12 protein-coding genes are annotated in these 13037 nt (G+C 62.1%); 6 read left to right on the top strand and 6 right to left on the bottom strand.

All coding sequences use genetic code 11. The features are described 5' to 3' along the window. Positions 1 to 19: 19 nt before the first annotated feature. A complete protein-coding gene (locus P0M12_RS10950; protein ID WP_223257969.1) occupies positions 20 to 1354 on the bottom strand; it encodes an aminotransferase class I/II-fold pyridoxal phosphate-dependent enzyme in 1335 nt (444 codons plus the stop codon). 79 nt (positions 1355 to 1433) lie between these two features. On the opposite strand from P0M12_RS10950, the gene P0M12_RS10955 reads away from it, so the two are divergent. Next, positions 1434 to 2060, top strand: a complete 627-nt coding sequence (locus P0M12_RS10955; protein ID WP_030537447.1) for an FMN-binding negative transcriptional regulator — start codon at positions 1434 to 1436, stop codon at positions 2058 to 2060. Between the two features lie 39 nt (positions 2061 to 2099). Here the strand turns inward: P0M12_RS10955 and P0M12_RS10960 are convergent, their stop codons facing one another. Then, positions 2100 to 2996: an SDR family oxidoreductase gene (locus P0M12_RS10960; RefSeq protein WP_007735622.1), complete on the bottom strand. Its 897-nt coding sequence runs from the start codon at positions 2994 to 2996 to the stop codon at positions 2100 to 2102. A gap of 283 nt (positions 2997 to 3279) precedes the next feature. Here P0M12_RS10960 and P0M12_RS10965 point away from each other — a divergent pair, with 283 nt between their 5' ends. Continuing rightward, positions 3280 to 4245 carry a hypothetical protein gene (locus P0M12_RS10965; protein WP_007735620.1) on the top strand — a complete coding sequence of 322 codons (966 nt, stop codon included), beginning with the start codon at positions 3280 to 3282 and terminating at the stop codon, positions 4243 to 4245. Between the two features lie 94 nt (positions 4246 to 4339). On the opposite strand, the gene P0M12_RS10970 is transcribed toward P0M12_RS10965, so the two are convergent. After that, the gene (locus P0M12_RS10970; RefSeq protein ID WP_238592608.1) at positions 4340 to 4948 is read right to left on the bottom strand and encodes a TetR/AcrR family transcriptional regulator; all 609 of its coding nucleotides are present in this window, start codon (positions 4946 to 4948) and stop codon (positions 4340 to 4342) included. A gap of 77 nt (positions 4949 to 5025) precedes the next feature. Here P0M12_RS10970 and P0M12_RS10975 point away from each other — a divergent pair, with 77 nt between their 5' ends. Then, positions 5026 to 5709 (top strand): SDR family oxidoreductase, encoded by a 684-nt coding sequence (locus P0M12_RS10975; RefSeq protein ID WP_007735616.1) that lies wholly within the window; start codon positions 5026 to 5028, stop codon positions 5707 to 5709. Positions 5710 to 5734: 25 nt separating this feature from the next. Here the strand turns inward: P0M12_RS10975 and P0M12_RS10980 are convergent, their stop codons facing one another. Both P0M12_RS10980 and P0M12_RS10985 read right to left on the bottom strand, forming a co-directional pair. Beyond that, positions 5735 to 6139: a DUF4259 domain-containing protein gene (locus P0M12_RS10980; RefSeq protein ID WP_125052376.1), complete on the bottom strand. Its 405-nt coding sequence runs from the start codon at positions 6137 to 6139 to the stop codon at positions 5735 to 5737. A gap of 109 nt (positions 6140 to 6248) precedes the next feature. Then, positions 6249 to 7334 carry a PQQ-dependent sugar dehydrogenase gene (locus P0M12_RS10985; RefSeq protein WP_209922567.1) on the bottom strand — a complete coding sequence of 362 codons (1086 nt, stop codon included), beginning with the start codon at positions 7332 to 7334 and terminating at the stop codon, positions 6249 to 6251. A 178-nt stretch (positions 7335 to 7512) separates the two neighbouring features. Here P0M12_RS10985 and P0M12_RS10990 point away from each other — a divergent pair, with 178 nt between their 5' ends. Further along, on the top strand, positions 7513 to 8721 hold the full coding sequence (locus P0M12_RS10990) for an MFS transporter (RefSeq protein WP_064443531.1): 1209 nt from the start codon (positions 7513 to 7515) through the stop codon (positions 8719 to 8721). Positions 8722 to 8748: 27 nt separating this feature from the next. Here P0M12_RS10990 and P0M12_RS10995 read toward each other — a convergent pair whose 3' ends face one another. Continuing rightward, positions 8749 to 9645: a helix-turn-helix transcriptional regulator gene (locus P0M12_RS10995; RefSeq protein WP_029256657.1), complete on the bottom strand. Its 897-nt coding sequence runs from the start codon at positions 9643 to 9645 to the stop codon at positions 8749 to 8751. Positions 9646 to 9779: 134 nt separating this feature from the next. On the opposite strand from P0M12_RS10995, the gene P0M12_RS11000 reads away from it, so the two are divergent. Further along, the gene (locus tag P0M12_RS11000) at positions 9780 to 10802 is read left to right on the top strand and encodes a zinc-dependent alcohol dehydrogenase family protein (RefSeq protein WP_030537173.1); all 1023 of its coding nucleotides are present in this window, start codon (positions 9780 to 9782) and stop codon (positions 10800 to 10802) included. Positions 10803 to 11199: 397 nt separating this feature from the next. Beyond that, a complete protein-coding gene (locus P0M12_RS11005) occupies positions 11200 to 13035 on the top strand; it encodes an acyl-CoA dehydrogenase (protein WP_042922938.1) in 1836 nt (611 codons plus the stop codon). Positions 13036 to 13037 lie beyond the last annotated feature (2 nt).

Here is a 13037-nt window from a genome sequence, read left to right on the forward strand (position 1 = left end):
CCGTAGTGCAGCTGGACAACTACGGGCTCGCCAATATTTCAGCCAGGGCACTGGCGAACTCGCGTGCTTGGTCAGAGGTGATGGTGGAGGCGGTCACACGAAGTGCCCGGTGGCACTGACCCGGCGTCGCCGAGAACTGACTTCCGTCCCGCACGAGCCAGCCAGACTCGGCGAGTCGCTCGACAATCGGTTCGGAATCCCGATCCAGCGGAACCCAGACATTGAGTCCGTCGAAAGTGTCAGGAACCTCGATATCATGTTCTGACAGTGCAGATTTCAGAAGGGTTCGGCGGCGCTCGTAGACAGCGCGAGCATTGGCGAGGCCGTCGATCACCGTCGGATCACTCAGCAGTTCAGCACTCAAGCGCTGCTGCAGGTGACTGACCCAGTTGGCGCCCGACCGGAGATGAGTGCTCAGCCGAATGCCGGTGTCGAGGTCCGAGGCGACCACTGCCACGCGCAGGTCGGGCCCGAGAAATTTCGACACGGAACGAACAAGCGCCCACCGCGTCGTGCTCATCGGAGCGAGCCGACAGTACCGATTGCTGGACACGGCAGAGAAGTGATCGTCCTCGATTACCAGAACGTGAGGGAACTCGGCCAGGATGCTTCCGAGAATCGCCGCTCGGTCGGCGCTCATGCTGACCCCGGTGGGGTTGTGCGCACGAGGGGTGCAAATAATCGCGCGCACACCACTTTCGAGAGCACGCAGCAGCCCTTGCGGGGTAATACCCGAAGTGTCGATGTCCATCGGTACCGCTCGGAAGCTGTTGGCTTTGAGCGTTCCGATGCTCGCCAGGAAGCACGGATCCTCGATCGCGACGGCGTCACCTCGGGTCAAATGAGCGGTCAACAGTCGCTCGACCGCGTCAACGGCACCGTTGGTGATGGTGATCGAGCACGGCCTTGGAACCTCGTCCTCGATCGAGGAACGTGCCCAGGAATCGAGTAGAGGCTCGGTGGCTGCGGCGCCGTACAACCGGGGCGTGTAAGTGGTCCGGTCCAACGAGGCTCTGAGATCAGGCAGCAATGCCGGATCAGGATTTCCGCTGGCGAGATCCACGCTGCCAGGAAGAGCGATACCGCCTTCTCCTTCCAGGAACGGTATGGCTCGCACGAAGCTGCCGCGCCGGCCCTGTGTCTCCACAACTCCCGCCGCCACGAGCAAGCGATAGGCTCCGGCAACTGTGTTCCGGTGAACCTCGAGATCGTCGGCCAAGGCCCGTATGGGCGGCAACGCATCCCCTGGAGCCAGTACCCCAGCACTGATGAGATTGCGGATGCCCTCGGAAATCTCGCCCGCTGTCCCGCGGACGACATAGAGCCTCACCTGGTCCGCCACAGTGCTGGTCACAGGCTCACTCTATTAGCACATGACAAAACCTCCACGCTGTGACACATTGTCACATGACAAAAAATCTGTGAGGAGACACATGATTCTGCCCGGACAATTCCGCCTCTCCGACGACGCGGTCGCCGACTCTCTCCACGCCGGTGGATTCGGACACCTGGTCACACCGGGCCCCGAGACCCTCGAAGTCACGTCGATGCCACTGCTGTACAACGCCGAAGGAAACGTGTTGGAGGGGCATCTCGCCCGGACGAATCCGCATTGGCGATACACCGGGACATCGGAGTCTCTAGTGATCCTCCCCGGCGCCGACGCCTACGTGAGCCCCGAGTTCTACCCGAGCAAGAGCGTCCACGGGAAGGTCGTCCCGACGTGGAACTACGAAGTTCTCTACGTCTACGGCCAACTGGTTGCGCACGACGACGAGCAGTGGCTGCGTGCGCACGTCACCGCACTGACAGCTCGACATGAATCCGGCCGTGAGAACGAATGGAAGGTCACCGACGCGCCGCCGCAGTTCGTCGATGCGCAGCTGCGAGGGATTGTGGGGATCGAACTGCACGTGGCCCGTGTCTACGGAAAAGCGAAGTTGAATCAAAACCGTTCCCCCGCTGATCGCTCCGGCGTCATCCGGGGTCTGGAGAAGGGCTCATTCTCCGAACGAGAGACCGCCGCAGCGATGGTCGCCGCGGGCCTCGACAACGGTTGACCGTTACGCCGTCGTCGTACGCCTTGTCTAGTCGCACATTCAGGTGAGCGGTTTTCCACCCGTCACGCCGATGACTTCCCCAGTGGTGTAACTGGATTCGCCAGAGGCGAGAAATACATAGGCGGGAGCAAGCTCGGCCGGCTGACCTGCCCGCCCGAGCGGAACGTCGTCCCCGAACGTCTCGAACTTCTCCTTGGGCATCGTCGCCGGAATCAGTGGCGTCCAAATCGGTCCAGGTGCAACGGCATTGACCCTGATTCCCTTCCGTGCGACATCGGCGGCCAGCCCCTTGGTGAAGTCGATGATGCCCGCCTTTGTCGTGGCGTAATCGAGCAGCTCGGGCGACGGGGACGCACCTTGGATGGACGAGGTATTCACGATCGTCGATCCGGGCTCCATCTGCGCGATCGCTGCTTTGGAGAGCCAAAATAGTGCGTAGAGGTTGGTTTTCATCACACGGTCGAATTGTTCGGTGGTGATATCGGCGATGCCGCCCATCTGCACCATCTGAAACGCGGCGTTGTTCACCAAGATGTCGAGTCCGCCGAGTTCACGCACCGCGGTTTCGACCAAAGCAGAACAATGTTCCTCGCTTCGGAGATCTCCCGGCACCGAGACGGCTTTGCGACCTGCCTCCTCGACCCAGCGAGCGGTTTCCCGAGCGTCCTGTTCTTCCTCGTCGAGATAACTCAGGACAACGTCCGCGCCTTCTCTGGCAAATGCAATCGCGACCGCACGTCCGATGCCCGAATCTGCTCCGGTGACAATCGCACGCCTTCCTTCGAGTCGACCGCTCCCTCGATAGGTGTTTTCACCGTGGTCGGGAGGAGAAATCATGTCTGCGGTGAGACCGGGGTGTGCGATCTCCGCCTGCCGCTCACGCACAGGAGCGGGGAACCGCGTGGTCGGGTCCTGCATTGCGTACTGGTCCGGCATATCGATACTCCTCAGGTGACGCAGTTTCTCGTGGGCTTCTGGATGGATGCACTGCACATGCCTCCTTCCCGCCGAATAGAAATCGAAACCTCGGGGTGGCCGGGATCTCACTCGTCCTGGCGCCGACGATCTCGGTGCGTCGACCCCACTTGTTCGTTGTGGTTACTACGCGGTAGGTCGGGGTAGCCCGCGTAGCGGCGGTGGCTCCGCGACCCGCGGAGCACTCGTCGAGCAGAAGCTGAACATCACGTAAAGCACGCACCGACGAAGGGACGACCCCGATATGAGCAACTCCGAAACCACGTCCGCCTTGATCACCCAGTTACGCATCCTCCTCGGTCTGACGCACACCGAGATCCAGGTCGCCGAAACGCGCGTCGCACAGGCCAGAACCGAGGCTGTTCGACGCGAATTGACGGAAAACGCAGAGAACGGCCGTGAAAGGGCGAGTTCCATAGAGTCCACGATTCGCGATCTGGGGGGCGTGCCGGAATTGGTCGGTCCGTTCATCGGACGCGCGACAGCCGGAGTGAAAGCGATGGTCGAACAGGCTCAGCCCTTCGACGAAGCGGTATTGGGAGACCTTGCGCTCGAACATCAACTCCTCGACCGTTCCCGCTACCTCAAGGCCCTGGCCACTGCCGGCGGCGATCAGACCGTCGCGGCGTTGGCCGACCGCCTCATCACTGCACACTCCGCGACCGTGGACTGGCTCACGACTGTCTTGGCCGAAGAGGCACTCGGTGGACCGGCAGCTTTGCGCCGCACACCGATGCAAGCTGCCACCGGCGCGGCGATACGGCTGGTCAACGTTCCGGTCTCCTGGTCGACCCGCAGTCTCGACCGTGCCATCGACGCTGTTCGCACCTCACCGCCGGTACTGGGTGAGCTGATCAGCTGGGGCGCATATGCCGGTGACGTGACTGTGAAAACACTCTCGGCCAGTAGGGATGCGGCCATCGCCACGGCTGAGAAGGTCACTCGCCGAGAAGGTGCTGACGGTGCCGCCGACGTCTTCCGTTCGGTACGGAAGTCGAGTGGGCTACTCGACCCCACTGAACTTCCCATCGAAGACTTCGACGAACTCAACGTCACCCAAGCCGTCTCCGCCGTGAAGGAACTGACCGACGCCGCACAGGTGCGGGACATCGTTGCGTACGAGGAAGCGCACAAGAACCGACACGGCGTCGTATCCGCTGCCCAGGCAAGACTCGCAGCGATCGCCCAGGAAGTCGTCGGAATCAACTAGAGCGTTCAATCGACATATCGAGAGTCCGACTCTCGGAATCGCGAGCACTGGACCTCGTGAAAACGGGATTCGCGGCCAGGGGCACCCGAGACCGTCAAGAAGATGACAGCGGCTCTCGAAGCCCTCTGATCAGTTCGACGCGCGCGGAATCGAGAATTCCCTCGGAGAGCGGGGAACCCTTGGTAGCTCGCGAAAGAACCAGTGCACCGAGCATGGTGGAGAGCCGGAGGAGACCGACAGCTTCGTCGTCGGCAAGAGCTGCGGCAAAATCCCCCACTCCCTCCGTGTAAACCCGACGGGCCTCGCTGTCTGCAGGCTCGCGCGCCATGTCGGCGGCGAGCGCAGCAGCGGGGCATCCGTCTGCCGGGTTGTCGCGATGCGCCACCGAGAGATAGGTATCGATCAAAGCTTTTCGGGCGGAGTCACGTTGCCCTGCATGCTCTTCGAGTCCCGCAGAGTGCAGCTGAGCCAGTTCCTTGAAGGCGTGGGTGGTCGCTTCGTCGATGAGAGCGTCCTTGGACGCGAACTGCTTGTAAAAGCCACCGTGGGTCAGCCCCGACGCCTTCATCAGGTCGGCGACGCTGAGGTGAGTGCCCTTCTCTCGGAACAGTCGGGCTGCGGTTTCCACGACGCGCCGACGGTTCTCTTCCGCTTGTTGCTGCGATACGCGGCCCATCACAACGCCTTCCAGTTTGGATTTCACTTGACATCTATCCTAGACGACACTTAGATTTGATTCATAATCTAAACGTCACGAGCAATCACAACTCTGGGAGAATCATGGACCTGAACAAGACGGTTGCGGTCGTCACAGGAGCCAATCGCGGGCTCGGACGCCATCTGGCTGCGGGACTCGTCGAGCGCGGCGCAAAGGTGTACGCGGCTGCGCGCAATCCGGAAACTGTCGATCTACCCGGCGTCATCCCCCTGAGGTTGGACGTGACGGACGCCGAATCGATAACCGCCGCCGCGCAAATCGCATCGGATGTGACCTTGCTGGTCAACAACGCAGGTATCTCTACCTCGGCGCCCTTGATCGGGGGCGACATCGATGACATTCGACGAGAGATGGACGTCAACTTCTACGGCCCGCTCGCCGTGACCCGGGCGTTTGCTCCCGTCATCGAAAACAACGACGGCGGAACAATACTCAACGTTCTGTCGGTGCTGTCCTGGTTCCATCCAGCCGCGCTCGGGTCTTACGCGTCGTCGAAGGCAGCGGCCTGGGCGATGACCGACGCCGTTCGAGAAGAACTTGCGCCGCGCAAAATCTCCGTATCGGCACTGCATGTCGCATACATGGATACCGACATGGCCGCTGGCGTACCCGCCGAACAGAAGATCGATCCTGCCGACGTCGCCGCGCAAGCACTGGACGGTATCGAAAGCGGGCTCGCCGAGATCCTCGCTGACGACACCACCCGGTACGTCAAGGGGAGTCTGTCCTCGTCGAACTCCGAGTAAGCAAGGGACTGCAAACGAGTGACGCTCACCCCACCGTTTTGAGGCTGGCCAATCTGCTCAGGATCGGTGCCCGCCAAGCTGCGAGGTCTTCCGGACCGTTCTCTTCCCACAACTCGTACAACTCCGAAGTGTCGCTGTCGGAAACTGCACGCTCGAGTGCGGTAAGGACCCAACTCTTCTGCTCCGGGCTCAAGGTGCTGACGTACCCGGCGGCGTCAATTCCATCCAGCTGCACAGGCTTCGCCGCAACGCCGTGCGCAACCGCAAGAATCTCGGCGACGGCGATTGCTGTTTGAGCATCATCGGCATCGAGATAACCGCCATCGGGGTGGCTAGCGTAATCGTCGATGTCGTAGTCACCCGCCTGTACTGCGCTGAGCAGGTCGCCCGCTACGTCGTTGTCGAAAGGTCCTGAACCCCAAGTCCCCATGCTGTCTCTCCGATCCGTACCCGGCGCACCTGTCGTAAAGATATTAGTGAATCACAGGCTTCGGCCAGGACCCTCGGGCTGGAAGTACTGCGTTCGCCGGAAATCGACATCAGCGCAACGGCACGCGAAGGATGCGGTCATCACCGGGGTTGGGGTCGCCACGACCGTCGGTGTTGTTCGTCAGTATCCACAGCGACCCGTCCGGTGCGACTACAACGTCACGGAGGCGCCCGTATTCGTCGACGAACTGCTCGTCGGCGGTCGCGGGATCGGTCAAGGGCACCGTGCGGAGTCGCTCACCACGAAGATTGGCGATGTAGATCGTGCCGTCGTGGATGGCGATTCCGCTGGGGCTGGCGTCGTCAGGTGACCATTGTTGGAGCGGGTCGATGAATCCGTCTTCACCCACAATCCCTTCGACCTCGGGCCACCCGTAGTTTCCGCCTGCTTCGATCCGGTTGAGTTCGTCCCAGGTGTCCTGCCCGAACTCGCTGGCGTACATCGTGCCGTCCTCGGTCCAGGCAATGCCCTGGGAGTTGCGGTGGCCGTAGCTGTAGACAAACGAGTTCGGAAATGGATTATCTAGCGGTACATCGCCATCCGGAGTCATGCGCAGAATTTTCCCGGACATCGAGTCGAGGTCCTGAGCTCTGTCTCGACTACCGGCATCACCGACGGTCACGTACAGCATCCCGTCCGGGCCGAACGCGATGCGACCACCGTTGTGGTAGCTGGCCGAAGCGAGCCCGTCGAGAATCGTCTCGGCCGGCCCGAGCGCGAATTCCCCCGGAGCACCGATGATGTCGAAGCGTTCGATCCGGTTCTCCCCGTTCGCGGTGAAGTACGCGTACAGGCGGTTTTCACGTACTGCGATCCCTAGTAAACCGCCCTCACCCCTGGGGCTGACGCCGTCGACGACTCCCACCTCGCGGCTGTTTCCGCCGGCGTCGAGTTCGAGGATTCGCGCGCTGTCGCGCTCACTGACAAGTGGTGTATCGCCGTGGAATGCGATCGACCAGGGCGCGTCCAAGCCGTCGGCGACGGTCTCGGGTTCACCGAAGGCCGCGGCGGGCGCCGATCGTGTTGTCGTGCTTGCCTGTGGACCGGGCCCTTCAGGATCCTCGCTACCGCAGGCCGTCAGGAAGGCCGAAAGGAGCACGGCGGCGCCAAGCCCTCGGATCTGTCGTCGTGTCATGGGCGCGCCTCCCGGGTTCAGGCAGTCTTTGCGCCGACGGTAGCGCGCAATCGGCCACACCGGGAGTCCCTTCGAGTACCCCCAACGACCGGGACTCCCTCGCAGGCGACGGGCGTGATGCCCTGGACGGGTGCGCCACGACATACGCGTCGTCAACAGAAAGAGAACTGACCACCTCATGATTTCCGCCCCGACCGTCGAAGAAACCGGCCGCCTGCCGCTCGTGATCTACGTGCTGGCCGTCGGAGTTTTCTTGATGGGTACAACCGAATTCGTCGTCGCCGGCATTCTTCCCGAGATCGCGGGTGACCTCGGTACGTCGATCGCGAACGTCGGCCTGATGATCACCGTCTTCGCGATCGGAATGATTGTCGGCACGCCGGCGATGGCGATCTTGACACTCAGGGTTCCTCGACGCGTGACCTTGAGCTCGGCGCTGGTTGTTTTCGCGATCGGACACGTCATCGTTGCGCTCTCGTCCAACTTCGGACTCATTCTCGGCGCCCGCTTCCTCACAGCCGTGGCGACGGGCGCATTCTGGGCAGTCGCTGCAGTGGTCGGGGCAAAAGCGGCCGGCCCGGCGTCTTCCTCGCGCGCGCTCGGCATCGTCTTGGGTGGAGGCATGCTCGCGAACGTCATCGGTGTTCCGCTCGGCGCTCTGGCCGGTCAGAGCATCGGGTGGCGTGGTCCTTTCTGGGCCCTCGCCGCCCTCGCACTCGTTGCCGCGGCCGTCGTCCACCGATTGGTACCCGCCGACACCGACTCCGGTGCGGTGCCGTCCTGGCGAGCGGAGATCGCGAGCCTACGGGACGGACGCATCTGGCTCGTTCTGTCCGGTTGCGCCGTCGTGTGCGGGTCGTCGCTGGCGGCGTACAGCTTCATCTCTCCGCTGTTGACCGAGAACACGGGACTTGCTGCGTCGGCAGTGCCGCTAGTGCTTGTCGGCTACGGACTCGGTGCGTTCGTCGGCTCCAATCTCGGCGGTCGACTCGGTGCGAAGCATCAGTACGGGGTCTTGTTCGTCTCGGCAGCGATGACGTTTCTCGTACTCGGGGCGCTCTGCCTCTTCTCGCACAACGTGATCGTGACGGTGATTCTCGTAGTCATGCTGGGACTGTTCGGCATGTCGACCAATCCCATCCTGATCGGGATGGCTGTGCGTTATGCCGATCAGGCGCCGACGATGGCTTCTGCTCTCAGCACCTCGTCGTTCAATCTGGGCACGGCGGTCGGCTCCTGGATCGCCGGGTTTGCGTTCGCCTCGAGTCTCGGTGCCACTGGGCCGGTGTTGGTAGGCACCGGCGTTGCCGCTCTCTACTTTCTGCCGCTGATGATCCTGTTGCGCAAGGAACGCACGAAGCGCACCACCGTCGAAGTCGTCAACTGACGACCCGATCAACCGTCGCGCAGTTCGTCAGCCGTCCGTCAGCGACCGCTCCGACACGTGAGGAGCAGAGTCCGCATTCTCACTGGCTGCCAACGAGGCGAGTAGCTGCATCCGTTCCGCGGACGGCGATCCCGGCTCTGCGGTGTAGATCGTGAGCGTCAACCCCGGCTCGGCGGCCATCTCCAAACCTTCGAAGGCAAGCGTCAGCTCCCCCACGGCGGAGTGGTGAAAAGTCTTGAATCCGGTGCCGTGATGGCGGACGTCGTGCGCGCCCCACCGACGCCGGAATTCCTCACTCCGAGTGCTGAGTTCACCGATCAGATCGTGCAATTCCTTGTTGTGAGGATCTCGCCCAGCCTCGGTTCGCAGAATCGAGACGGTCACCTCGGCAAACGCGTTCCAGTCCGGATAAAACTCGAAAGCCCTTTCGTCGAGGAACGTGAAGCGCGCGATGTTCGGGGGCTGCCCCGGCATGTCGTACAGGTCCTTGTAAAACGCACGCGCGAGTGGGTTGACAGCAAGAAGATCCATGCGACCGTTCCGCACGAAAGCGGGTCCCGCGGTGACTGCATCAAGCGCCCACTGCAGGCTCTGATGGGGCTTCCAGCCCTTCGCATTTCGCCGACGCGGGGGCCTGGCTACCGGGCTTGCCGCGTGCGCGAGATCAAAAAGGTGGGCGCGCTCGGCGTCGTCGAGTCGTAAGGCCTTCGCGATACTGTCGAGTACACCCGGCGATGCGCCGCTGATCGCTCCGCGCTCGAGCCTCGTGTAGTACTCGACGCTCACGCCGGCGAGGGTTGCCACTTCACTTCGACGTAGACCGTCCACGCGGCGGTTCGATCCGGCCGGAAGTCCAACTTGTTCGGGCGTGACTCGGGCGCGCCGCGAGGTCAGGAATTCGCGTACTTGCGCTCGATCGTCCATGCCATCGAGCCTAAGTCAGTGACCGGTAGCGAGGGAGTCCCTCGCAGTACCACTATCGCGCGGGACTCCCGCACGCCGCCGAATCGTGATCAGGTTGAAGTGACACGAGAAAACCGATGGTGAGGAGCCACGTCATGCGCGCTGTCGTCATGCATGCCCCCGGCGACGTCCGGGTCGAAGAGATCGAAGCGCCGGTGATCGTCGAACCGACCGACGCGATCATTCGCGTTACAGCCACCTGCGTCTGCGGTTCCGACCTCTGGCCGTACCGCGGCATCGAAGAGCTGAATGGCCCGACGCCGATGGGACACGAATACGTGGGCGTCGTCGAACAGGTCGGCCCCGACGTCAACGACATCGAAGTTGGGGACTTCGTCGTGGGCTCGTTCGTCGCGTCGGACAACACCTGCGAAATCTGCGAGGCCGGCTTTCAGTCTCGCTGTATACACCAGGTCATGATGGGCTCGGTCGGCACCCAATCCGAATACGCTCGCATCCCGCTCGCGGACGGCACCCTCGTCCCTGTCCACGGAGAGCCGACCGAGCGGCAGGCCCGCAGCCTCCTTGCAGCCTCCGACGTACTCGGCACCGGTTGGTTCGCCGCCGTAGCTGCGGAAGCCGGACCTGGCAAAACGGTCGCCGTCGTCGGCGACGGCGCAGTCGGACTTTTGGCGATCCTCGCTGCCAGACAACTCGGCGCCGAGCGGATCATTGCCATGTCACGTCACGCCGACCGGCAGGCACTCGCCACACAATTCGGCGCCACCGACATCGTCGAAGAGCGGGGCGACGCGGGCATCGCGAAGATCAAGGAACTCACCGGCGGCTACGGCGCCCACTCGACCGTCGAAGCCGTAGGTACCCAAGAATCGATGATGCAGGCTATCGGAGCTACCCGCCCCGGCGGACATGTCGGCTACGTCGGGGTATCCCACGGCGTCGAACTCGACGGCATGAACCTGTTCTTCGCGACGGTGAGCCTGCTCGGCGGTCCCGCGCCGGTCAGGCGATTCCTACCCGAACTGATCGAGCTCATCATGACCGACCAGATCGACCCAGGCATCGTCTTCGACCTCACTCTCCCGTTGGAGGACGCCGCCGCAGGCTACCGGGCGATGGACGAGCGGCGCGCCACCAAAGTGCTACTCACCCTCTGACCGATACCAAAGGCTCACGAGACAGAACTGGGCTCTACACGCCGATCGAGAAACGTCTCGGCTACCAACGAGAGGCGCTCTTGGTTTACCGAGCAGCATGTTCACTGATCACAGCGAATGCGTATGACGCCGAAGGTGAGGATGGGTACTTCTATTGGTGCGCAGTCGCTTTGATCCCAGAGGATGCTACGCGACTGATATGCACCCCCACCGGCGGAAACCGATTGTACGAGTGAATGTTTCAATGAGAGCGACTCGGCGCTACTTTGCAGCAACGAAACTCGTCTCTACCTACGGTTGCGTACTGAATTCCTTGTGGGGCAGGCTTTCTTGTGTACTGCTGACGAGCCGTATCTGCTGACGAACCGTATTGCTGACGAACCAAGGTCGGAGAACAATGGGTCACTACAAAAGCAACGTGCGTGATATCGAGTTCAATCTGTTCGAGGTGCTCGGGATCGGCGAACTGTTGGATGCCGGCGCTTACGGGGACCTCGACACCGACACTGTGCGCAACATTCTTGCGGAAGTAGCGAGACTGGCAGAAGGCCCGGTCGCCGCGTCCTTCGCCGACGCGGATCGGAACCCTGTCGAATTCGACGCACCCAATCACGCAGTTGTGGTCCCGGAACCTCTGCGCAAGACGGTCGAGGCGGTGAACGAGGCCGGTTGGTCGCGACTCGGCCTACCAGAAGGCATGGGTGGTGTTCCTGCTCCTGCACCGTTGGTCTGGGCGATCGGCGAAATGTTGGTCGCGGCAAACGGATCCGCAAGCTTTTTCAACATGGGTCCACTGATGGCGAGCGTGCTCTACACCATCGGAAACGAACAGCAAAAACACTGGGCCAAAGAAGGATTCGAGCGCGGATGGGCCGGAACGATGGTGCTCACCGAACCAGACGCCGGATCCGATGTAGGCGCAGGCCGAACAAAGGCAATCGCGCAGGACGACGGCACGTGGCACATCGAGGGCGTCAAGCGATTCATCTCCGGCGGTGACGTCGGAGACACGGCCGAGAACCTCTTCCACTTGGTGCTTGCCCGGCCCGAGGGAGCCGGTCCAGGAACCAAAGGTTTGAGCCTGTTCTACGTTCCGAAGTCCCATTTCAACTCGGACACACTTGAACTGGGAGAGCGCAACGGTGTGTACGTCACCGGCGTCGAGCACAAGATGGGTCTCAAGTCTTCCCCGACTTGCGAGCTCACCTTCGGAGCGACGGACGTTCCTGCCGTCGGCTGGCTCGTGGGTGATGTCCACAACGGTATCGCCCAGATGTTCCAGGTCATCGAGAACGCTCGAATGATGGTGGGCACCAAGGCTACCGGAACACTGTCCACCGGCTATCTCAACGCCCTCGAGTACGCGAAAGAACGAATTCAAGGCGCAGACCTCACCGAGCTGACAAACAAGACCGCGCCCCGCGTGGCCATTACGCACCACCCCGACGTCCGACGCAGCCTGGCGATGCAGAAGGCCTACGCCGAAGGCCTCCGAGCGGTCTACCTCTACACCGCTGCACACCAGAATGCCGATGTCGCCGAGTTGGTTTCGGGTGCGGATGCCGAATTGGCGGCGCGGGTCAACGATCTGCTGCTGCCGATCGTCAAGGGCGTCGGCTCCGAGAAGGCCTACGAACTGCTCACCGAGAGCCTGCAGACCCTGGGCGGCTCCGGTTATCTTCAGGACTACCCCATCGAGCAGTACATCCGCGATGCCAAGATCGACACCCTGTACGAGGGCACCACGGCGATCCAGGCGCAGGACTTCTTCTTTCGAAAGATCGCACGCGACCGCGGCGTTGCACTCGCTCACGTAGCCGGTCGCATACGAGAGTTCATCGACAGTGAGGCCGGGAACGGTCGACTCAAGGCCGAGCGAGTCCTACTCGAGACCGCCTTGACCGACGTGCAGGAGATGGCCGGGACGCTCACCGGGTATCTGATGGCTTCCCAGGACCAACCCTCCGAGTTGTACAAGATAGGCCTCGGCTCGGTGCGCTTTCTGTACGCGGTAGGCGACCTGCTCATCGGATGGCGCCTGTTGGTGCAAGCGGAAGTCGCGTTGGCAGCCTTGGACCGTGACGCGTCGGCAAAGGACCGGTCGTTCTATCGGGGCAAGGTGGTGATCGCGTCGTACTTCGCCAAGAACATCCTGCCCGTCCTGGCGTCGACCAAAGAAATCCTGGGTTCCCTCGACAACGAGATCATGGAACTCGAGGAAGACGCATTCTGACA

It is taken from the genome of Rhodococcus sp. RCBS9 (assembly GCF_029457415.1).
GTDB lineage: Bacteria > Actinomycetota > Actinomycetes > Mycobacteriales > Mycobacteriaceae > Rhodococcus_F > Rhodococcus_F qingshengii.